Below are 20,533 nucleotides of genomic sequence, written 5' to 3' on the forward strand. Positions count from 1 at the left end.
AATTATTTTGCTAAACTTGGGGAATACGAATAAACTGTGAACGGATAGATGATTTTAGCTGTATATTTTGAAATTAAACAAACCAGTAAAATAGGAAGAATCAGTGTATAATCATTGGTTAAGCCACAAACTAGAAATATAGCGGTAAAAGGCGCATGAATACTGGCGCTCAAAACCGCTGCCATACCAATAATAATGAAGTTTATCGGAATCACATTTGCATTGAAATACTTGTTCAGAATTAAGGCAACTAATAGTCCTAAAAACGCACCAATAAACAGGCTTGGGGCAAAAACACCGCCATCTCCTCCTGCCGCTAAAGTAACTGAAGTAACAATAGGTTTCAAAATTATAATCCCGATAAAAGTTAACACCAATGAAAGCGACAGCACCATATCATTTGGATTTATAAAAATAGTTTTGATGGCATGATATCCTTCGCCGTAAAGCTGTGGAAATACAAAAAGGGAAATACTTAAAATCACAGATCCAAGGATGATTTTGAAATAAGGTACTTTTATTTTAGAAAATTGTTCTTTAAAAAATAACACGCAGCGCGTTAAATAAACCGAATTTATTCCTGCTATAATTCCCAAAATGATGAAGTAGGGAATTGCTCTTACATGCCAAGTGATATTGTGTACTGCAAACAAAGGTTTTTCGTCCAACAAATAAATGAGTCCAAAAGCGATTGAAACAGCTATTAGGTTAGTCAATATAAATGCCCGAGTTACTTTTCTCGAGATTACTTCCAGCGAAAATAAAATTCCGGCAATTGGGCTGCTGAATAATGCGGTAATTCCCGCCGCAACTCCCGCACAAATTAATTCGGTTTTATATTGTCTAAAAACGTTTTGCTTGCGTTGTGCAACGGAACCAATAGTAGCCGAAGCGACAACTGTCGAAACTTCTATTCCTGTAGAGCCACCAAAAACTACGGTTAACAACCCGTTAATGAAATGAGATGGAATTTTGTAGCTGGGTAAATTCTTCGAAATGGAATTAGTACTTTCAAAAACTTCTTTTATTCCCTTATTTTCCTTTTTCTTGAATAAATATTCCCGTAAAAAATAAATAACTGACAAGCCAAAAACTGGAAAAACAACAAAAAATATTGGATTTACAATCGTTTGATGAAAAAAGATTTCTTCGTAATACTCTGTTGTGTTTTTTAAAATAACACCTAAAAAAGCAGAAAGAAAACCAATTAGAATGGATACAATAACTAGTTTTTGAAATTTAATGAAATGATAATTCTTTTTAATTTTTGCGGTATTGTTCATTTAAAATTGTTTGCGATCTTTATATACTCTAAATAAAAGAGCAATCATTTAAAGTAATGTATCTGATTATTACAAAATTAAAGAAACAAAATCAAATTTGAAATGAAAAAAGAGTTTGACAATTTCCTTTTATGATATTGATACTATTTTTACTTTTTTGTGAATAAAAACGATTTATTTTTCATAAAATTCTATTGGTAATTCATCGGGATCTGCAATGAAGAAAAAACGTTTTTTAGTGTGCTCATCAACACGAATTTCCTCTGAACTGATATTTTTATGGACTAAAAAATCGCGAGTTAATTGAATATCGTTCACTTCAAAAGCTAAATGGCGCATTCCAGCCGCTTCAGGAAAAGAAGGACGTTTTGGTGGATTTGGAAATGAGAATAATTCTATTACATATTCACCGTCAAGTGCCAAATCAAGTTTATACGATTGTCTTTCCTCACGGTAAATTTCCTGAATAATTGTAAGCCCTAAAATTCTTGTGTAGAACGTTTTAGATTTCTGATAATCCGAACAAATAACGGCAATATGATGAATTTTATTAAGTTGAAGCATGTTGTTTTAAAAAAGTTATTACAGGAATATTTGCGTTGGGATCTCGGGTCAAAGAGTCAGAATTCAGTTTATGAATCAGCGCTTTGGTTTCATCAATATCTTTGATACGTAGAAGAAATAACTCTTCATTGTCATCATCTGCATTTTGCTAATTATCTTCCGAAAACATATTATTTTCAACTTGAAAAGGTTTGTCTTTTTCCAAGAATTTTCTAAGGATTGCAATGGGAACGTTCTGAAGTTTAGATACTAATTACGACATATTTTTTGAATGGATTAGGTGTAAAATGTAAAAAGCCTAGTCGGTTGATTAGGCTTTAGGTTTTTATTTTTTTGCATCGGAACAAAGTCCTACAATTTGATGGAAAGTGTCGTGTAAGTCCGTAATTGATTTTACAATTGCGGCATCAGTTCCACTAGACTTTACTAATTTGTGAAGCGCTTTGCTTTTAAGTTGTAATCGTTCCGCTAAAACTAATATAGCGTCCGTTCTAAATTCTGTTGGGATATCAGATTTTAATAACATCGTTGCTTTGTTCATCATTTCTTCCGAACGTGCTTTTATTGGCGCTAAATTCCCTTCTTCTGCCGGATGGAATGTTTGCGACATAACTTCGTGAAATTCTTTTATGGCGGGCCATTTGTCAAAAGTGGATTGTGCCGAAACAGAGCTTGCGACAATAAGAATTGCCAAGACTAGAAATACTTTTAGAGGTTTCATTATGAGTTATTTAAGGTTAATTTGTGATAACAAATATAATAAAATTTAGTTTTGAATAATTCCTATTTTGCTTTTGAAATTCATCACACATTCAATTTCCGAATCACTTTTGCCGGATTTCCCACTGCCAAAGAATTGTCCGGAATATCTTTTGTAACCACAGAGCCCGCGCCAATTACACATCCATTGCCAATGGTAATACCGGGACAAATAACTGAATTTCCGCCAATCCAGCAATCATCGCCAATGGTTATTGGTAATGCATTTTCCAGCGTTTTTCTCAGTTCAGCATCCAGCGGATGTGTGGCGGTGTACAATTGAACTCCCGGTGCAAAAAAGACATTTGAACCAATAGTGACTTTGGCACAATCTAAGACAACACAGTTTACATTGAAATATACATTTTCACCACAACTAATATTGTAGCCGTAATCGCAAAAAAATGGAGGTTCAATATAAAGATTTCCTCCTGCATTAGGAATCAACTCTTTTAGTATTTCCCGCGCTTTTTTGGTCACTCTGTACTCAATAACATTTAATCGGTGGAGTAAATTTTTAGATTTTCGTCGGTCTTTTACTAAAACAGGATCGCCTGCCAAGTAATATTCTCCGGCAATCATTTTTTCTTTTTCGGTTTTTATTTCCATACTTAGTTTTTTTATTTTTGGGCATGCCCTGCGCAAAAGCTCCGGTCGGGCTATTCGTTACAATCTTTCTTGGCTCGCTTGAACAGCGAGCCAAGAAAGGATTTTCACTACTATCCCTCATGCTAATCCTGCTACTGAAGCGCAATAGTGCGTTGTAAATATAATCTAAAATTAAAATTATTACAACTCATCCTCGTATTTCAACAGTTCAGTATAGTATTGTTCTGCAACCTTATTTTCTAAAATATATTTACTTCATCAAAAATTCAAATACGATGAAACTAACATTTACGAAACAGCCAAATCATTCCAAGAAAAGTCTTAATTCAATTTTTTTATTTGCCTTTTTATTATTCAGCTTGACTATTTTTTCACAAAATATGATTTCGGGAAAAGTGGTGGATGAGAAAGGAAAACCGGTTTCTGGAGCTAATATTTTTATCGAAGGAACTTATGACGGCGCATCCAGCGGTGAAACGGGTGATTTTAGTTTTACGACTACAACAACTGGAAATAAAACTTTAGTAGTGAGTTTCCTGATTTATGAAACTTCAAAAATCATAATTGATGTCGCTAATTTCAGAAATGAAACCATCAAATTAAGAGAAAGCGTGACGTCGCTAGATGCAGTTGTGATTACGGCAGGAACATTAGAAGCGGGCGATAAAGCTAGAGTTTCGGTCTTGAAACCATTAGACATCGTAACTACAGCGGGTTCAGCAGGAAATATTATTGCGGCTTTGCAAACGTTGCCGGGAACACAAACGGTAGGCGAGGACGGGAGATTGTTTGTTCGTGGCGGAGAGGCCAATGAAACACAAACTTTTGTTGACGGGATTCGGGTGGCGCAACCCTATGGCGCAACCACGAATAATCTGCCTACACGTGGAAGGTTTTCTCCTTTTTTGTTTAGCGGAATATCATTTTCTACTGGCGGATACTCAGCGGAATTTGGCGAAGCATTATCCAGTGTTTTACTTTTGAATACACAAGATGACCCAGACCAAAATAAAACTGAAATAGCATTGATGACTGTGGGTTTAGGAATTGGAAATATCCAAAAATGGAAAAAAAGTTCGTTGAGCGTAAATGCGAATTACATCAATTTAGCGCCTTATCAGGCTTTGATTCCACAAAATGTAGATTGGAACAGTCCTTTTCAATCGTTGTCTGGAGAAACGGTGTATCGCTATAACTTTAATAATGGGATTTTGAAAGTGTACGCTGCTTTTGATAGTTCTAAATTTGATATTAATCAAGAAAATATTAATTCGCCAGAGAAAATCAGAGTTGATTTAAATAACAATAATTTCTATTTGAATTCGTCTTACAAAGGCGTTTTTGGGAATAATTGGCAAATTACTTCCGGGTTGAGTTATGGCTATAGCAATAATAAAATAAATATTGATTCAGATAAAGTGAACAATGATGAAAATGCGGCTCATTTGAAATTAAAATTGAAAAAAAGTTTTTCTGAAAGAGTAAAAATTTCCTTTGGAGCCGATTATTTTATTACACAGTTCAATGAAAATTTCAACGAAAATTCAGGGTCGGTTTTTACCAATGGCTACGATGCAAACATTGCGGCTGTTTACACTGAAGCTGATATTTTTTTCTCTAAAAAATGGGCTGCAAAAGTAGGCTTAAGAGCTTCAAATAACGATTTGCTAAATGAAAATGTTATTTCCCCCCGAATTTCATTTGCTTATAAAATGGCGAAAAACAGTCAATTTTCATTTGCCTATGGCGATTTTACTCAAACTCCAAGTGCGGAATATATCAAGTATTCCAATAACAATCAGTTTGAAAGCGAAAAAGCGTCGCATTATATTTTGAATTTTCAATACAATAAAAACGGGAAAACATTTCGTGCTGAAACCTATCATAAAGACTATCGCGATTTAGTAAAATTCGACACCCAAATGGCCGCATATAATTCGATTTACAATAATACCGGTTCTGGTTATGCTAAAGGTTTGGATTTGTTTTGGAGAGATGGAAAATCAATCAAAAATTTAGAATATTGGGTTTCATATTCCTACATCGATACCGAAAGAGATTATAAAAATTTCAGTTCTCAAGTGACACCAAGTTTTGTGGCTGATCACAGTTTGTCAATCGTTACGAAATACTGGATAAACGATTGGAAATCGCAAATAGGTTTCACGAATTCATACAGTTCCGGACGACCATACAACAATCCAAATGAAACGAAATTTATGAATGGAAAAACCAAATCGTACAACACTTTGAGCTTCAATTGGGCGTATTTGCTATCACAGCAAAAGATTTTATACTTCTCGGTTTCTAATGTTTTAGGAAGTCAAAATGTTTTTGGCTACGAATATGCGAACAATCCGGATAATGCGGGCTTTTATAACAGAAAAGCAATTATTCCTGTGGCAGATCGTTTTTTCTTTGTCGGATTCTTTTGGACGATAAGCAACGATAAAAAAGACAATCAGTTGAGGAATCTTTAAAAATGGTCGTAATGTCAAAAGTATAAAATCCTATTAAACGGAAACTCATTCCACTTTATGACTTTCGGCTTTATAACTTTCGACTAAATCACAACTCATCCATCAAAATTGACAGTTCAGTATTTATAAATTTTAATCCAATGAAAACCGAGATACTTTTGAAGTATAAATAACACAATGTTTCAATCATCAAAAAACAACAATTAAAAACAAGAAATCATGACTAAAATTATCACAACAATCGCATTTTTTATCTGTAGTTTATTATCGGCTCAAGGGCAATTCGAACAAGGTATGGGAAAGGCGTTCCAATTATGGGGCGAAGGAAAAAACACGGAAGCTTCTGATTTGTTCGAAAGAATTTCCGGTGCTGAAAAAACAAGTTGGTTGCCAAATTATTATGTTGCATTGGTGAATACCACAACTGCTTTTAGAACAAAAGATAAAGAGCAAATGGATTTTTTACTTTTGAAAGCGCAAAAATCATTAGATATAGAACTGGATAAAAATCCAAATAATGCCGAATTATTGGTCATGCAAGCAATGATTTATACGGCTTGGATTGCTTTTGACCCAATGACAAACGGACAAAAATTATCTGGAACGGTTATGGAATTGTACGGAAAAGCAGAGGCAATCGCTCCGGAAAACCCAAGAGTTGTTTTTGGTAAAGCCGAATTTGAAATTGGTAGCTCTCAATTTTGGGGAACAGACACCAAACCAATATGTGCGCAAATTGAAAAAGCTATCGGACTTTTTGCTACTTTTAAACCTGAAACACCTTTTTCTCCAAAATGGGGATTGGACCGAGCATTAGCAGCACAGAAAAATTGTAAATAGGAAAATGAAACGATAGAGAGTAAAACTTTCAAAGCCTTTTCGTGATTGCAGCTTCTAAATTAAAAGCATAATAAAATGAGTAGAATATATAAAGAACTTCAAAGAGCAATAAAACTGACCCTACTAATTTTTGCAGTGATTCAATTAGTCAATGTGATAATGGGAAGTGAAATCTATTTTGGTAAGAGACTGCTGATCAATTTTTTTTTCACAATGATGTATACTTTCTCTTTATATGCTGCAAACATGTTTCTTTTTTGGAAATTAGACTCTTATTTTGAAGAACGTTTTTCAGTAAAAAGAATAGCATTTGGTTTTATAGGTTCGTTTTTGGTTTCATTGTTGGTCATTTTTTTTATGCACGTTTTTGAGGAAGTGGTGTACAATAAAAACTCTTTTGACTACTTCTTGACTAACGAAAAGCCCTCTAGCTATTTAGGATCAATAATAATCACTTTTTTTGTCACATTATCCATTTACACTATTACATTTTACAAAGCGTATAATGAAAACAAAGTCAAAGAACAGAAAATTATCGCAGGAACAGCAAATGCGAAGTTTGAAAGTTTAAAGAACCAAATTGATCCTCATTTTCTTTTCAACAGTTTGAATGTATTAAGTTCTTTAATCGAAGAAAATCCAGACAATGCGCAACGATTTACGACTTCCTTGTCCAAAATTTACAGATATGTATTAGAGCAAAAAGATAAAGAGTTAGTTTCTGTCGAGGAAGAACTGGCTTTCGCTAAAACATATATGAACCTGCTCAAAATGCGTTTTGAGAACAGTTTATTTTACGAATTACCTGTAGCAGACATCAATCCTGAGGCCAAGGTAGTTCCACTTTCTTTACAGCTTTTATTGGAGAATACCGTAAAACATAATGTAGTGAGTGAACAAAGGCCTTTACACATTCGCATTACTATTGAAGGAGATTATCTTGCTATTCAAAATGATTATCAAAAGAAAGAAGTTTTGCAGGAGCGTCAAGGAGTTGGTTTGCAAAATATCATCAATCGTTATGGAATTATTACCAATAGAAAAGTTTTGATTGCTCAAAACGAAAAAACATTTACGGTTAAAATACCTATTTTAACCAAACAAATTTCGGTTATGGAAACAACGACAACCACCAATGAAAATAGCGCCTATTATAGAGCCAAAAAGCGAGTGGAAGCGCTAAAAGGATTTTACGGAAACTTGATTTCTTACTGTTGTGTAATTCCATTTTTAATTTACATCAATTTAACGTTTTCACCACAGTTTCAATGGTTTTGGTTTTCTGCAGCCGGATGGGGATTTGGATTGACGATGCATGCATTCAAGGTTTTTGGTTACAGTTCCAATTGGGAAGAAAGAAAAATTCAGGAAATTTTGCGCAAAGAAGAGCATAATCAAACTTGGAGATAAGAATCAGATGCGTTTTAAACAGAGAAAAATTTAAATAAAGAATCATGAAAAATACATATCAAAATGAAGAGCGCTATTTTGAAGCGAAAAAACAAGTGGAAGAAATTAAAAGTTTCTATGGGAATTTGACTGCCTATGTAATCGTTAATATTGCTCTCCTAATCATAAATTTAGTGACATCTCCCGAGCATTTATGGTTTTTTTGGCCTCTGTTAGGGTGGGGAATTGGAGTGATTTTTCATGGTATGAAAGTCTTTAATTATATGCCATTTTTTGGTAAAGATTGGGAAGACCAAAAAATTAAGGAGTTGATGGATAAAGAAAATGGGAGAAAAGATACTTGGACGTAAGATCCCATTTTTGCACTAAAATAGAATTGCTTTTGTTTTTAATTCTAATGACACTTAACAATATTAAAATGAAAAGAAATTATAATTTTGAGTTTGGAGAATTCCAACCGGAAGATAAGTACGCAGCCGCCAAACAGGAAGTAAAGCGATTGAAAGGTTTTTATACGCATTTAATAGTGTATATAGCCGTAAATATAATGATTGTATTCATCAATATTAGAGATTTGGATCCAGGAGAAAGTTATTTCAAAACAGAAAATTTCTTTACGGCATTCGTGTGGGGAGTAGGAATAGTGGCACACGGATTTTCTGTTTTCTTGCCAAACTGGATTTTTGGAAGAAACTGGGAAGATAGAAAAATCAGGGAGTTGATGGAGAAAGAAAAAAGCGAAAAATGGGAGTAATAAATAGCTTTCTAGACTGTAGTATTGTAACCCAAAGCTTAAAACCCAAAATCCAAATATGACTACAATAATAATAGAAGACGAAAAACCAGCTGCGAGATTGCTTCAGAGAAAACTTGGAAAGCTAAATATTGGAGTAGGAGTGATGCTTCATTCCGTGGAAGAATCTATAGAATGGTTTTCTAAAAATGGGCACCCGGATTTGATCTTTCTTGACATTCAATTGTCGGATGGGTTGTCATTTGAAATATTTGAAAAAGTTGAAATTAAGAGTGCCGTAATTTTCACAACGGCTTATGATGAATATGCCCTTCGGGCTTTCAAATTGAACAGTATCGATTATCTTTTGAAACCCATTGATGAGGACGATTTAAAAATTGCTGTCGCGAAATTTAAATCGCTTTTGCCAAAAGAGGAAATACAATCACAGAGCCTTGGAATCGATTTTGAGGAAATCAAAAAGATGTTAATCAATCCATTTGAGAAAAACTATAAAAAACGGTTTACGGTAAAAATAGGCCAACATTTGAAAGTGATTTCAATAGATGAAATCGAATGTTTTTTTAGTGAAAATAAAGGAACTTACATTCACACTTTTGATAAAAGGGATTATTTAATCGAATGTACTTTGGAACTTTTAGAAAAGGAATTAGATCCCGCCAATTTCTTTCGGATTAACCGAAAATTTATAGTTCCTCTTAAAGCAATAAAAGAAATTGTAGTCTACAGTAACTCCCGATTAAAAGTTATTTTGCCTTCCTTTTCAGAAGAAGATGTGATTGTAAGCAGGGAAAAAGTATCCGATTTTAAAACCTGGATTGGGTAGTTTTAGAGCGTAAAAAAAACTGTTTCAAATACAGTTAAAAAAATCCTGAAAAGGAGAAATTTTGACACTTGCAATTGAAACAGTTTATGTAAGTTTAGGATTTAAAATTAATCAAGTAGTGATTTAATTTCTTTTTGTGTCTTGCCTAATTTTTGTTGTAATTTACCCCACATTTCATCTTCTTTACCCTCATCGTATAATAAATCATCATCCGTCAAATCGGCAAATTTTTGTTTAAGTTTTCCTTTTAACTCATTCCAGTTTCCTTCAATCTCTTTTGAATTTGGCATAATATACAAGTTTTAAATTACTATTTGTTCTTGACAAATTTTGCAATTTTAAACCATAAAATTGTTATACAATTAAATGGAACTATTATATAATTCCGATAAATGACATAATACTTTTTTGTTGCAATGTATCGAACTTGATTAAAATAGGTGCTAAATTATAAGTAGAGGTGTAATTACTTAAAATACTGGTAATGTGTGTTTTGTGTTTATGATATAGATTATGTCTATGATGAATTTAAACCTTAAAAAATACTTTTCGAATACCGATAATAACAAAAATTAATGTGGTGTAAAGTATAAAAAACGGAATGATATATTCTATTAAATTCATAGGTAACATTACAGCTATAATCAATAATTGAAAGCCTAATCCGTAGATAGAAACCAGAGTCATAAACCAGTTTGGAAACGTTTTTACTTTGTAAGCATCTTTATCAAGTGTGTGAATTATTTTATCAAAAGCACCATATACAATAGTATAAATTAGGAATAAAATATCAACTGATTTTTGGGTTTCTCCGGGTAAAGCTTCAGGAGATTTATTTTCGAAAATTTTACTGGTTGTATCTCCGCCAACGGATTTGTTTCTTAAAATGACATAGTAATAATTGTATAAAGTGCCTTGTAATTGAATGCCGATAAAGGCCAAAAATGTCATCCAGATATTCGTTTTTGAAACGTAGCAAATTGTCATCAAAAAGAGAAAATTTAGGATGATATCAAATACACTGTCTAAATATCTTCCGGTGTAAGAAGGCGTTTTTTTTAGTCTTGCCAGTTCGCCATCTGCAGCATCAATTCCTGATTTCAACAAAATGAAAAAACCGGCTAAAAAGTAAGATCCGTCCAGAATAAAATAAATGGCTATCAAACCGCAAATACCAAAAAGCAACGTAACATGTATGGGAGTAAAGCGGGTGTTTTTTAATTGATTGGCTAGGAACTTTCCGAAGGTTCTTCCATAATCTGATAAATCCAGAAATTTATCTTGAGCGGCAAGTTTAGACATTTACGTTAATAAACAATGAAATGCGACAATATAGTCAGGTGTAACAGTTGTTATGCTTTTATTTTGATAATCGATGTAAAGTGAATGTCATTGCCGCTAGTAAAAAGAAGGCCATTACTTGATGTAACAATCCCAGCCAAAGTGGAACACCATAAAGTAAAGTAAACACGCCTAATAGGAACTGCAAAAATACAATCAACACTAAGATAGTGATTCCTTTTTTCTGAAGCGAGGAAACAACATGTTTTTTACTGATGAAATAAAGTGCGAGAATTAATCCTACCACAACATACGCCATGGTTCTGTGTACGAATTGAACGCCGCTTTTTCCTTCGATAAAATTTAAAAACAAGGTGCTTTTCTCAATGAAAACACTGTCGTGAATGAATTGTCCGTCGCTCATTAAAGGCCAATGATCGTGAATTAATCCGGCGTTCAAACCGGCAACAAAACCGCCATAAATGATTTGGATAATTAGAAAAACTAATGCGACACGCGCAAGATTTCGCAATGGCTGGATAACTGCAGTTTTGTTTGGGTAAATTAAATCTAAAGCTACCCAAAGTGTGTAAGCAAACGTTAAAAAGGCAAATGTGAGATGTAATGCCAATCTAAAATGGCTAACATCCGGATTGTCGATTAATCCGCTACGCACCATGAACCAACCCAGGAAGCCCTGAAAACCGCCCATAAATAGCAATACAATGCATTTTTTGATTGTTTCTGGTGAAAGACGTTTCTTGAACAAGAAATAGACAAAAGGAATAATAAATGCCAAACCAATAATTCGTCCTATTAAGCGGTGAAACCACTCCCAGAAGTAGATAAATTTATAATCACTGAGCGTAAAATCATTGTGAACATTGATTTTTTGATACTCTGGAAATTTTTTATATTCGGCAAAAGCTTGTGACCATTTTTCCTCTGTCAAAGGCGGAAAAGTATCGGTTACTAAATGCCAGTCGGTCATGGATAAACCGGAATTGGTCAATCGGGTAATTCCACCTACTACAACCATCATAAACAATAATAAGCATCCTGAAAGCAGCCAGATAATTACGGATTTATTTTTATTTTTCATTTATTGAATTGGAAAATTTTGAGGATTTTGTCTTGTGTCCCAAATGTCTAAAACAAAAATTTGAGTATCTGAAATAGTGTAGATAATTTCGAAATGACTTGCAATTTTGAGTCGTACATTTTCGTTGTTAGATTTTATACAGCTTTCAGGAAAAACCGTAAGTTGTTGTATTGAATCTTGAAATAAGACATGAAGTTTTTTACTGTAATTCGTAGATTTATTTCTTTTATTCCAAAATAAAAAAATTGCAGTTCTTGATTCTCTTGCAAATGTAGTCCAAACTACTTTTCTTGTTCTTCGAACCATTTTTCTATTTCAATTTGGGCTTCTTCATCAGAAATAAATTCGCCATTTTCAACTTGTTTTAAGGCGATGTTTATTTTTCGCTGTTCTTCTGCTGAAAAAATTCTGACACTTTCATATTTTAAGGCAGGTTCATGAACTGAAGACATATTTTTTTCTGATTCATTTTCGTTTTTTTCGTTCAATAAAGTATTGATTTGTAGCAACAAAACACTGTCCTCAGTTTCAGATATTTTTTTAATCAGATCTCGTTTTAAATCGGAAATATTCATGTTTCTAATTTTTAGTAAATTTAAATAAAATCTTTAAAAATTTAAACTAAACACTAGTTAAACTTTATTTAGCCCTAATTTCTCTCCTCTTTTTAAAACAAAATCATAAGCCGCTCGATATTCATTTGGGATTTCACCTTCTATAATGGCTTCTTTTACCGCTTCTTTTAATATCCCAATTTCTTTGGATGGTTTCAAGTTGAATATTTCCATGATTTCTTCTCCCGAGATCGGCGGTTGAAAATTTCGCACTTGATCACGTGCTTCGACTTCCACAATTTTCTTACGGACGATTTCGAAGTTGCTGTGATACTTTTTGAATTTATTTGGGTTTTTGGTAGTGATATCTGCTTCGCACAACGTCATTAAATTTTCAACATCTTCACCAGCATCAAAAACTAAACGGCGCACCGCTGAATCTGTAACCGTGTCTTGAGATAAAACAATCGGACGTGAACTCATCATTACCATTTTCTGTACAAATTTCATTTTGTGATTCAATGGCATGTGCAATCGCTCAAATATCTTTTTCGCCATTTTTCCACCAAGAAATTCATGTCCATGAAAAGTCCAGCCTTGTTTTTTATTAAAGCGTTTCGTTGGTGCTTTTCCAATATCGTGCAATAATGCTGACCAGCGCAACCAAACATCATCAGTTTGTGGACAAATATTATCAACAACTTCCAGCGTGTGATAGAAATTATTTTTATGTGTATGGCCTTCAATTTCTTCAACTTGATTCAGTGCAGTCAATTCTGGAAGAATAATATCTAGAAGTCCGGTTTTGAACAACAACAAGAAACCGACAGAAGGTTTGTCTGTCGAAAGTATTTTATTCAATTCATCAACAATGCGTTCTCCGGAAATGATTTTGATTCGGTCTGCGTTTTTGGTTAAAGAGTTCAACGAATTTCCTTCAATTTCAAACCCCAATTGGTTCGCAAAACGAATCCCTCTCAACATGCGTAACGGATCATCAGAAAAAGTAATATCAGGATCTAAAGGTGTTCGGATTATTTTGTGCTTTAAATCTTCCAATCCATTAAAAGGATCGGATAATTCTCCGAAATTCTTTGCGTTTAAGGATAAAGCCAAAGCGTTAATAGTGAAATCGCGGCGATTTTGGTCGTCTTCTAATGTTCCGTTTTCTACAACGGGGTTTCGGCTATCGAGATTATAGGACTCTTTTCTGGCGCCTACAAATTCAATTTCGGTGTCTTCAAAACGCAACATCGCTGTTCCGTAGGTTTTGAAAACCTGAACTTTTGGTTTGTTAGGGAGTAGTTGAGAAACTTTTAAAGCCAGTTCGATTCCGCTGCCAACAGCAACAATGTCAATGTCTTTTTTAAAGTCTCTGTTCAAAAGTAAATCTCTTACGAAACCACCAATCACATAACTATCAACGTTAAGTTCTTGGGAAGCTTGAGAGATGACCTCGAAAATTTTATTGTTTAAAAACTCTTTATAGCAAGTTTTAATATTCATTCTTATGTGTTTAAAGTTTGAAGTTTAAGGTTTTAAGTCCTGAAAACTGAAAACTGCGACTGAAAACTCATTACTATTTACGGATCACTTTTACCTGAGAATCGTTCGTTAATTTTATAATTGTAGAAGGTTTTCCGGCAATTTTTTCGCGATGCAAATTTACAACATAGTCCACGCCTTTTATAATTTCAGGACTGATTTCTTTAAAACTTTTTGGAGTAGGTTGTCCGGAGATATTTGCCGATGTTGAAACTAACGGTTTTTTCATTTTTTCCATTAACTTGAAGCAAAAAGGCTCTTTCACGATTCGAATTCCCAACGTATTATCTGATGCAATTAAATTTGGGGCTACGTTTCTTGGTTTGTCCAGAACTAAAGTGGTTGGATTTTCAGCTAAATCCATTATTTGCCAGGCCACTTCTGGTATGTCTTTAAAGACATTGTACATCATTTTTTCACCATTCATCAAAACAATCATGCTTTGAGTTTCAATTCTTTTCTTGAGCTTGTATATTTTGGCTACAGCTTCAGGATTTGTGGCGTCACAACCAATTCCCCAAACGGTGTCAGTAGGATACAGGATGATTCCGCCTTCTTTTATAACTTCGTAAGCTTTATGTATTTCGTCGTTAATTTCCATTTAATATAGTTTTATATTCTTGTAAAGTTTTTTGAGCCATAATCGATGTCGTGTAATATTTTAGCAGATTTTCTTTAGAAATAGCAACAAAATCTGAAATCAAATGTTCGTTATTAAATAGATATTCTATTTTTTGAGCTAATATTTCCGGTTTTTGTTTTGGAGCTAAAAGTCCGTTGATTCCGTCCTGTACAATTTCAGGAATTCCACCCACATTTGTACTGATCACGGGTATTTTATGATAAAAACTTTCATAAATAACTTGCGGAATTCCTTCGCTTTGTGAAGTCAGCAGCAACGTATCAAATTGCGGAATGAAATTGGAAGCGTTCGGCATGTACCCTAAAAACAGAATGTTTTTCTCTAAATTTAAGTTTTTTACACTTTGCAATAAGTCTTCTGAACGATCCGTTTGACTTCCTATTTGAATAAAAATATAATCAGTCTTTTTTTGAATATTTACAATTATATTAACGGTCTCAATCAAAGTTTCAAAATTTTTTGCTCTAATGTGATTGCCTATTATTCCGATTATTTTTTTTGAAGAATCGATTCCAAATTTTTCTCTTAATAAAAATGGAGTTAAAGAATCTTTAGTACCAATATTTGTTCCGTGATAAATTGTAATCAGTTTGTCATTATCAACTATTGCTTCTGCTGTGATTCTTTTGGTTTCCTCAGAAACACATAAATACTTTTTAATCTTAGAATAATTGTATTTGTAAAGTGTCAACTTTTTGTTTTTAATAGGAAACGATGTTTTTTTACTAAAGACAAAAGGAGGCAAACTGAAAAATTTATCGGCTAAAATGGCTAAAACAATCGCAGACGGGTCGTGCAAGTGAATTATATTGGCTTTATATTTCCTGCTCATTCTAATTATTTTTAAAGCAAAACGAAGGTCCAAATTAATAGATAAAGGCGCAGTTTCCGTTATGATATTGGTCTTTGACAAGCGTTGATGAAAAAGTTGATCTTTCACACACAAAACGACATTGATGACTTCTGGATTTGATTGTGTCAATTCAAAACATAGATTTTCAATATGGTTTTCGCCACCGCCCCAACTTTTTACTGCAGATATATGTAGAATGGTCATATATTGATTTTATTGTTTAAATTTCTTTAATAATTTTTGGTTTTTATTAGAAAGTTCATTCATAATTCTAACATTTATTTAATTCGATCCTCCTAAACGTTCTCATACATGTGATACTAAAGAATGATTTAGGCATAATTTCAGGTAAAATTACATTAATTATTTTAAGTCTTATATTCAATACCTACTTTTGTCAATCAATTCTACATTTTATGAAATATATTTTTAACCCTTCTTTTAAATCTTTTGAGATACAAATTCGGAACTGTGTAAATAATTTTGATAAGCAGGGAATTTTATTTGGTGACGGTCAAAGAAATAAGATTAAAATCTTCAATTTGGAAGACAAAACTGTAAATATTAAATCGTTTAAAATTCCCAATATTATAAATCAAGTAGCTTATAAATATTTTAGAAAATCAAAAGCCAGACGTTCTTTCGAGTATGCAAATAAATTAATCACGAACGGTATAAGAACTCCGCAGCCCATTGCTTATGCTGAAAATTTTAAAGTGTCAGGACTGGAAAACAGTTTTTACATTAGTGAACACCTTCTGGCGGAATTGACTTTTAGAGAATTGGTACAAAATCCGGATTACCCTGACCATGAGAATATATTGCGTCAGTTTACCCAATTTACATTTGATTTACATCAAAAAGGAATTGAATTTTTAGATCATTCTCCGGGAAACACCTTGATAGAAAAAGGAATCGAAGGCAACTATAATTTCTATTTAGTGGATTTAAACCGAATGAATTTTCATAGTGTAATGGATTTTGATTCCCGAATGAAAAATTTCAATAGGCTTACGCCAAAAACTGAAATGCTAGCTGTGATGAGTGATGAGTATGCAAAATTGTACGATAAGAAATACGATGAAGTTTTTGCTAAAATGTGCTTTTACACCAATGATTTTCAAACGAAATTTCATCGAAAAATGGCACGCAAAAAGAAATTATTGTTTTGGCGATAGCTATAGTTGATTCCAAAGTCGTTGTAATTCTTGATATCGGATATAAATGGAATTTGCATTTAAATAGCAAATAATCAGTCCTTTTTTGCCGTCAAGAAATCCTAATCTAACAATGTAATTAAACAAAAAATTATAGGCAGGATGCAAAAAATGTAATAATACGGAAGGCTTTTGCTTCTTTATAAACTTTTCTTGAGCCTTTAATTTTCCGTATCGAATGGTTTTTGATTTATAAGCTTGAAAATTCGAGTAGGAGTAATGAATCAATTTGTTTTTTAAAACACCTACTTTTCCATTCACTTTTAATTTTTCATGTACGAGCCTGTCTGTGGTGTATTTAGCTTTATTTTTGTCAAAAAGTCTAAATATTTTATCATTTTGATTCCCGCTGAAACGTAGTACTTCGCTTTCATACATAAAAGTTCTACAAAATAGAAAAGCGGCGTAGTTTTCATTATTTTTTACAGTGTCTACAATTTCTTTTTTTAATTCAGGAGTTAATCTTTCATCGGCATCGAGAAATAAAATCCAATCATTTTTTGCTTGAGCAATTGCAAAATTTCTTTGTAACGAATAATTTTCGAACTTGTTTTGAATGAATTTTACGTTTTTGAAAGCTTTACAAATAACTTCAGTTCTATCTGTGCTGAATGAATCTACAACAATAATTTCGGCAGCAAATTCCAAATCAGCTAAAAGTGCTTTCATTTGATTCTCTTCATTTAATGTAATTATTAAAACTGAAATGTTCGTGTTGTGATCGTATTTCATTAATTTTTGGATGTTTTACAAAAATAGAGCATTATTCTATATGTGTTTTCAAGAAAGTATGTAAAGCAGGAAAAATCAACTCGGGAGTAAACTCTTTATAAAACGCAATGGTTTCTTTTTTTATTATTGTAGCCGTTTTGCGTTCAAATAAATCAGGTTTAAACTCTTGTAAATGAAGTGAAACATGATTAATTCCATCTTCAAATGTAGCCCATCCTTTTTTGTCAATCCATGGCGAAAAAATAATAAAAGAGGGTTTTTCTAAAGCTTTTGCCATATTTATTGCCCCGCCATCGTTGCCAATTATCATATCACAATGATTCATAATGGCGATAAATTCTCGGATGCTTTTGCCTAAAATGGAAAAATAAATCTTGTGTTTTGTGCTTTCTTTACATCCATCATAGATTTTTTTCGCATCTTCAATTTGCTTTGGAAAATAATTAAAAAGAATATTTACATCTCGTTTGTCTGCAATAAAATCAACTAATTGCGACATGTATTTCCGAGGATATGTTTTGTCTGTACTGCTTCCAATGATGCTGACCATTATCGTTTTTTTAGACTGGTCTATTCCGTGCGATTTAAAAAGTGAAGTGGCAAAATCATTTTCTTCTTTCGTGACATAAATTCGGGGGAAAGTTTCTAATTCAATATCCAGATGCAAAGGATTTAGTAATGCTAATCGTTGTTCAATTATTAAACCCAAATTAGTAGTAGCTATTTTTTTTCGTTTCACGGTATCCGTATAAAGAAAATCTCTTCCTTTTTTCCAATACGATATTTTTTGTTTGGCAGCAGAAAATAATACTACCAGCCAGCTTTCTAATTTGGAATACGCATCAATGACAATGTCATATTTTTCTGCACGAATGCATTTTAATAATTTAAAATATTCCCATTTGCTTTTTTGATGTTTTTCTCTAAAAAGGATGAGATTATCAAAACTTGTATTTCCTTGTAAAACCGCAATTGTAGATTCGTAAACCATATAATCAATTTGCGCTTTTGGATATGCTTTGCGCAAATTGTCACATAATATGGAGCTTACTAAAACATCTCCAATCATTTTTTGTTGAATTACAAGTATTTTCATTTGAAGTAAATTTGAAAAAATTATGCTTTTGTTTTCAAGTAATTCATTGCACGGGGACTGATCCAGGTTTGTTTTCGTAGGGCATTTAAATAATAAACGGATAGGTTTTTAAGCATTAGCCGATTCACTTTTAATTTTGGAATAAAAAATAAAAATACGCTTAAAAGCGACAAAAATAGTTTTTCACTAAGGACTCCTAAAATTAATAATGAATGCAAATAGAGTTGTATTCCAGTTGAAAATTGATTGCTAACGTACACATGTTTAGAGATAATCACTTCTGTTTTTGTGAGTGCTTTTGTCTTGACATTTAATCGAGATGCTCCACCGTGTTGATGAAAAATAGTAGCTTTTCTGGTTACGGCAACTTTTCCTCCTAGATTACAAACTTTTTTGCAAAGGTCAACATCTTCAAAATACAGCCAATAATCTTCGTTCCAGCCTTTAATTTTGTTAAACCATTCTCGGCTTATGAAAATGACCGCTCCGGTAACCCAATCTGGGTAAAACAAATCATTGTTGTTATTAAAACGTTTTTCTAATTTTGCCTTATTTAGTTTTCTGTAAATAGATCTTGAGATTCCGAAAAAGCGTCCTAAAACCGGAAATAAATTATTCTGTTTGTAAAAAACTTCGTTTTCGTTTATTTGCAAACAGGATAAAATTCCAATTTCTGGATGGGAAGCGGTTGTTTTTAAAAGGGTTTCAAGGGCTTCAAGAGTAAGTTTTGTATCGGGATTTAAAAAAAGGAAATGGTTTCCCGTAGCAATGCCTGCACCAAAGTTGCAACCATTTGAGAAACCATTATTACCATTATTTTCTATAAATGTAAACTTGGAATATTTTTGTTTAAAAACAGGAAATTGCCAGTCATTAGAAAAATTATCAACCATGATGACTTCGAATGTGAAAGCACTTGAAATTATTACTTCAATAGATTCTAAACATTCATTTAAGGCTTTCCAGCCCCGGTAATTGACAATAATTATTGAAATATCCAATAGTTTTTTGTTTAAAGATTTTAAAAACGCACTATACCGCTACGTCATATTCACGTAAAGCGTTATTCAATGAAGTTTTCAAATCTGTTGAAGGCTTGCGTGTTCCAATGATTAAAGCACAAGGCACCTGAAAATCTCCTGCTGGAAACGTTTTTGTATAACTTCCTGGAATTACTACCGAACGAGCAGGAACAAAACCTTTCATTTCAATAGGAGTTTCACCTGTAACATCAATAATTTTTGTAGATGCAGTCAAACAAACATTGGCACCAAGAACGGCTTCTTTCCCAACATGAACTCCTTCAACTACGATACAACGTGAACCAATAAATGCACCATCTTCAATGATTACCGGAGCCGCTTGCAAAGGTTCAAGAACACCACCAATACCAACACCACCGCTTAAATGTACGTTTTTACCAATTTGAGCACAACTACCCACGGTTGCCCAAGTGTCTACCATTGTTCCTTCGTCAACATACGCACCAATATTTACATAACTAGGCATCAAAATAACCCCACTTGAAATGTAAGCGCCGTAACGTGCTACTGCATTGGGAACCACACGAATTCCTTTTTCAGCATAGCCTCTTTTTAACAACATTTTGTCATGATATTCAAAAATTCCTGATTCCCATGTTTCCATTTTTTGAATTGGGAAGTACATAACCACGGCTTTCTTAACCCATTCGTTTACTTGCCAAGTGTCGCCTTTTGGTTCAGCTACGCGTAGTTTTCCGGTGTCTAATAATTCGATAACTTCTCTGATCGCGTCAGTAGTTGTTGTTTCTTGTAACAAAGCGCGGTTTTCCCAAGCTTGTTCTATAATCGGTTGTAATGGATTCATTTTTTTAATAATTTTTGACAAAGATAGGATTTTTAGCCAAAAGCAAAAAAGCAAAATGATTAGAAAATGTTACAGATTTAACTTCTTGTTTTAATATTTAATTTAAAATGATAATTGTTCTTTATATTTTAATGGGG

The 20,533-nt window shown here is 33.1% G+C and carries 23 protein-coding genes; 7 read left to right on the forward strand and 16 right to left on the reverse strand.

The window, feature by feature from the left end; genetic code table 11:
* Positions 1-2: 2 nt before the first annotated feature.
* From ACP7AT_RS08235 to ACP7AT_RS08250, 4 genes are all read right to left on the reverse strand, one after another.
* The gene (locus ACP7AT_RS08235; RefSeq protein ID WP_426063863.1) at positions 3-1,283 is read right to left on the reverse strand and encodes a chloride channel protein; all 1,281 of its coding nucleotides are present in this window, start codon (positions 1,281-1,283) and stop codon (positions 3-5) included.
* Positions 1,284-1,457: 174 nt separating this feature from the next.
* Positions 1,458-1,847 (reverse strand): VOC family protein, encoded by a 390-nt coding sequence (locus tag ACP7AT_RS08240; protein ID WP_426063864.1) that lies wholly within the window; start codon positions 1,845-1,847, stop codon positions 1,458-1,460.
* Between the two features lie 325 nt (positions 1,848-2,172).
* Positions 2,173-2,568 (reverse strand): hypothetical protein, encoded by a 396-nt coding sequence (locus ACP7AT_RS08245; protein ID WP_426063865.1) that lies wholly within the window; start codon positions 2,566-2,568, stop codon positions 2,173-2,175.
* Between the two features lie 83 nt (positions 2,569-2,651).
* Positions 2,652-3,209: a sugar O-acetyltransferase gene (locus tag ACP7AT_RS08250; RefSeq protein WP_426064032.1), complete on the reverse strand. Its 558-nt coding sequence runs from the start codon at positions 3,207-3,209 to the stop codon at positions 2,652-2,654.
* 386 nt (positions 3,210-3,595) lie between these two features.
* Between ACP7AT_RS08250 and ACP7AT_RS08255 the strand changes: the two genes are divergently transcribed.
* From ACP7AT_RS08255 to ACP7AT_RS08280, 6 genes are all read left to right on the forward strand, one after another.
* Positions 3,596-5,695 carry a TonB-dependent receptor gene (locus ACP7AT_RS08255; RefSeq protein ID WP_426064033.1) on the forward strand — a complete coding sequence of 700 codons (2,100 nt, stop codon included), beginning with the start codon at positions 3,596-3,598 and terminating at the stop codon, positions 5,693-5,695.
* 219 nt (positions 5,696-5,914) lie between these two features.
* Positions 5,915-6,535, forward strand: a complete 621-nt coding sequence (locus ACP7AT_RS08260; RefSeq protein ID WP_426063866.1) for a hypothetical protein — start codon at positions 5,915-5,917, stop codon at positions 6,533-6,535.
* A gap of 75 nt (positions 6,536-6,610) precedes the next feature.
* Positions 6,611-7,945 carry a histidine kinase gene (locus ACP7AT_RS08265; protein ID WP_426063867.1) on the forward strand — a complete coding sequence of 445 codons (1,335 nt, stop codon included), beginning with the start codon at positions 6,611-6,613 and terminating at the stop codon, positions 7,943-7,945.
* Between the two features lie 44 nt (positions 7,946-7,989).
* On the forward strand, positions 7,990-8,295 hold the full coding sequence (locus tag ACP7AT_RS08270; protein ID WP_426063868.1) for a 2TM domain-containing protein: 306 nt from the start codon (positions 7,990-7,992) through the stop codon (positions 8,293-8,295).
* Positions 8,296-8,363: 68 nt separating this feature from the next.
* Positions 8,364-8,699, forward strand: a complete 336-nt coding sequence (locus ACP7AT_RS08275; RefSeq protein ID WP_426063869.1) for a 2TM domain-containing protein — start codon at positions 8,364-8,366, stop codon at positions 8,697-8,699.
* A gap of 58 nt (positions 8,700-8,757) precedes the next feature.
* Positions 8,758-9,525 (forward strand): LytR/AlgR family response regulator transcription factor, encoded by a 768-nt coding sequence (locus tag ACP7AT_RS08280; protein ID WP_426063870.1) that lies wholly within the window; start codon positions 8,758-8,760, stop codon positions 9,523-9,525.
* 107 nt (positions 9,526-9,632) lie between these two features.
* Here the strand turns inward: ACP7AT_RS08280 and ACP7AT_RS08285 are convergent, their stop codons facing one another.
* The 8 genes from ACP7AT_RS08285 to ACP7AT_RS08320 all read right to left on the reverse strand — a co-directional run bounded on the left by ACP7AT_RS08285 (position 9,633) and on the right by ACP7AT_RS08320 (position 15,707).
* Positions 9,633-9,815 (reverse strand): CsbD family protein, encoded by a 183-nt coding sequence (locus ACP7AT_RS08285; protein WP_091208473.1) that lies wholly within the window; start codon positions 9,813-9,815, stop codon positions 9,633-9,635.
* 238 nt (positions 9,816-10,053) lie between these two features.
* Positions 10,054-10,827: a CDP-alcohol phosphatidyltransferase family protein gene (locus tag ACP7AT_RS08290; protein WP_426063871.1), complete on the reverse strand. Its 774-nt coding sequence runs from the start codon at positions 10,825-10,827 to the stop codon at positions 10,054-10,056.
* Between the two features lie 58 nt (positions 10,828-10,885).
* Entirely contained in the window at positions 10,886-11,908 is a 1,023-nt protein-coding gene (locus ACP7AT_RS08295) for a COX15/CtaA family protein (protein WP_426063872.1), read from the reverse strand.
* Positions 11,909-12,214: a type II toxin-antitoxin system RelE/ParE family toxin gene (locus ACP7AT_RS08300; protein ID WP_426063873.1), complete on the reverse strand. Its 306-nt coding sequence runs from the start codon at positions 12,212-12,214 to the stop codon at positions 11,909-11,911.
* Positions 12,190-12,483, reverse strand: a complete 294-nt coding sequence (locus ACP7AT_RS08305) for a hypothetical protein (protein ID WP_426063874.1) — start codon at positions 12,481-12,483, stop codon at positions 12,190-12,192. Before ACP7AT_RS08305 ends, ACP7AT_RS08300 begins: the two co-directional genes overlap by 25 nt.
* 57 nt (positions 12,484-12,540) lie before the next feature.
* Complete coding sequence (locus ACP7AT_RS08310; protein WP_426063875.1) at positions 12,541-13,968, reverse strand: CCA tRNA nucleotidyltransferase; 1,428 nt, start codon at positions 13,966-13,968, stop codon at positions 12,541-12,543.
* A gap of 73 nt (positions 13,969-14,041) precedes the next feature.
* On the reverse strand, positions 14,042-14,608 hold the full coding sequence (locus ACP7AT_RS08315; RefSeq protein ID WP_426063876.1) for an L-threonylcarbamoyladenylate synthase: 567 nt from the start codon (positions 14,606-14,608) through the stop codon (positions 14,042-14,044).
* Positions 14,598-15,707: a glycosyltransferase family 4 protein gene (locus tag ACP7AT_RS08320; RefSeq protein ID WP_426063877.1), complete on the reverse strand. Its 1,110-nt coding sequence runs from the start codon at positions 15,705-15,707 to the stop codon at positions 14,598-14,600. The genes ACP7AT_RS08315 and ACP7AT_RS08320 overlap by 11 nt, the downstream gene beginning before the upstream one ends.
* A gap of 212 nt (positions 15,708-15,919) precedes the next feature.
* On the opposite strand from ACP7AT_RS08320, the gene ACP7AT_RS08325 reads away from it, so the two are divergent.
* A complete protein-coding gene (locus ACP7AT_RS08325) occupies positions 15,920-16,681 on the forward strand; it encodes a lipopolysaccharide kinase InaA family protein (RefSeq protein WP_426063878.1) in 762 nt (253 codons plus the stop codon).
* Here ACP7AT_RS08325 and ACP7AT_RS08330 read toward each other — a convergent pair whose 3' ends face one another.
* The 4 genes from ACP7AT_RS08330 to ACP7AT_RS08345 are packed head-to-tail and all read right to left on the reverse strand — an operon-like array spanning position 16,682 to position 20,396.
* Positions 16,682-17,452 (reverse strand): glycosyltransferase family 2 protein, encoded by a 771-nt coding sequence (locus ACP7AT_RS08330; protein ID WP_426063879.1) that lies wholly within the window; start codon positions 17,450-17,452, stop codon positions 16,682-16,684.
* A gap of 31 nt (positions 17,453-17,483) precedes the next feature.
* Entirely contained in the window at positions 17,484-18,548 is a 1,065-nt protein-coding gene (locus tag ACP7AT_RS08335) for a glycosyltransferase family 9 protein (RefSeq protein ID WP_426063880.1), read from the reverse strand.
* A 20-nt stretch (positions 18,549-18,568) separates the two neighbouring features.
* Entirely contained in the window at positions 18,569-19,549 is a 981-nt protein-coding gene (locus tag ACP7AT_RS08340; protein WP_426063881.1) for a glycosyltransferase, read from the reverse strand.
* Positions 19,550-19,580: 31 nt separating this feature from the next.
* On the reverse strand, positions 19,581-20,396 hold the full coding sequence (locus tag ACP7AT_RS08345) for a 2,3,4,5-tetrahydropyridine-2,6-dicarboxylate N-succinyltransferase (protein WP_426063882.1): 816 nt from the start codon (positions 20,394-20,396) through the stop codon (positions 19,581-19,583).
* Positions 20,397-20,533: the final 137 nt, after the last annotated feature.

This window comes from Flavobacterium sp. DSP2-3-1 (assembly GCF_049896865.1).
Taxonomy (GTDB): Bacteria; Bacteroidota; Bacteroidia; order Flavobacteriales; family Flavobacteriaceae; genus Flavobacterium.

Bases quoted from the DNA above. Each gene is read 5' to 3' on its own strand.
- ACP7AT_RS08235 (WP_426063863.1), bottom strand. From the start codon at position 1,283: ATGAACAATACCGCAAAAATTAAAAAGAATTATCATTTCATTAAATTT.
- ACP7AT_RS08240 (WP_426063864.1), bottom strand. From the start codon at position 1,847: ATGCTTCAACTTAATAAAATTCATCATATTGCCGTTATTTGTTCGGAT.
- ACP7AT_RS08245 (WP_426063865.1), bottom strand. From the start codon at position 2,568: ATGAAACCTCTAAAAGTATTTCTAGTCTTGGCAATTCTTATTGTCGCA.
- ACP7AT_RS08255 (WP_426064033.1), top strand. From the start codon at position 3,596: ATGATTTCGGGAAAAGTGGTGGATGAGAAAGGAAAACCGGTTTCTGGA.
- ACP7AT_RS08260 (WP_426063866.1), top strand. From the start codon at position 5,915: ATGACTAAAATTATCACAACAATCGCATTTTTTATCTGTAGTTTATTA.
- ACP7AT_RS08265 (WP_426063867.1), top strand. From the start codon at position 6,611: ATGAGTAGAATATATAAAGAACTTCAAAGAGCAATAAAACTGACCCTA.
- ACP7AT_RS08270 (WP_426063868.1), top strand. From the start codon at position 7,990: ATGAAAAATACATATCAAAATGAAGAGCGCTATTTTGAAGCGAAAAAA.
- ACP7AT_RS08275 (WP_426063869.1), top strand. From the start codon at position 8,364: ATGAAAAGAAATTATAATTTTGAGTTTGGAGAATTCCAACCGGAAGAT.
- ACP7AT_RS08280 (WP_426063870.1), top strand. From the start codon at position 8,758: ATGACTACAATAATAATAGAAGACGAAAAACCAGCTGCGAGATTGCTT.
- ACP7AT_RS08285 (WP_091208473.1), bottom strand. From the start codon at position 9,815: ATGCCAAATTCAAAAGAGATTGAAGGAAACTGGAATGAGTTAAAAGGA.
- ACP7AT_RS08290 (WP_426063871.1), bottom strand. From the start codon at position 10,827: ATGTCTAAACTTGCCGCTCAAGATAAATTTCTGGATTTATCAGATTAT.
- ACP7AT_RS08295 (WP_426063872.1), bottom strand. From the start codon at position 11,908: ATGAAAAATAAAAATAAATCCGTAATTATCTGGCTGCTTTCAGGATGC.
- ACP7AT_RS08300 (WP_426063873.1), bottom strand. From the start codon at position 12,214: ATGGTTCGAAGAACAAGAAAAGTAGTTTGGACTACATTTGCAAGAGAA.
- ACP7AT_RS08305 (WP_426063874.1), bottom strand. From the start codon at position 12,483: ATGAATATTTCCGATTTAAAACGAGATCTGATTAAAAAAATATCTGAA.
- ACP7AT_RS08310 (WP_426063875.1), bottom strand. From the start codon at position 13,968: ATGAATATTAAAACTTGCTATAAAGAGTTTTTAAACAATAAAATTTTC.
- ACP7AT_RS08315 (WP_426063876.1), bottom strand. From the start codon at position 14,608: ATGGAAATTAACGACGAAATACATAAAGCTTACGAAGTTATAAAAGAA.
- ACP7AT_RS08320 (WP_426063877.1), bottom strand. From the start codon at position 15,707: ATGACCATTCTACATATATCTGCAGTAAAAAGTTGGGGCGGTGGCGAA.
- ACP7AT_RS08325 (WP_426063878.1), top strand. From the start codon at position 15,920: ATGAAATATATTTTTAACCCTTCTTTTAAATCTTTTGAGATACAAATT.
- ACP7AT_RS08330 (WP_426063879.1), bottom strand. From the start codon at position 17,452: ATGAAATACGATCACAACACGAACATTTCAGTTTTAATAATTACATTA.
- ACP7AT_RS08335 (WP_426063880.1), bottom strand. From the start codon at position 18,548: ATGAAAATACTTGTAATTCAACAAAAAATGATTGGAGATGTTTTAGTA.
- ACP7AT_RS08345 (WP_426063882.1), bottom strand. From the start codon at position 20,396: ATGAATCCATTACAACCGATTATAGAACAAGCTTGGGAAAACCGCGCT.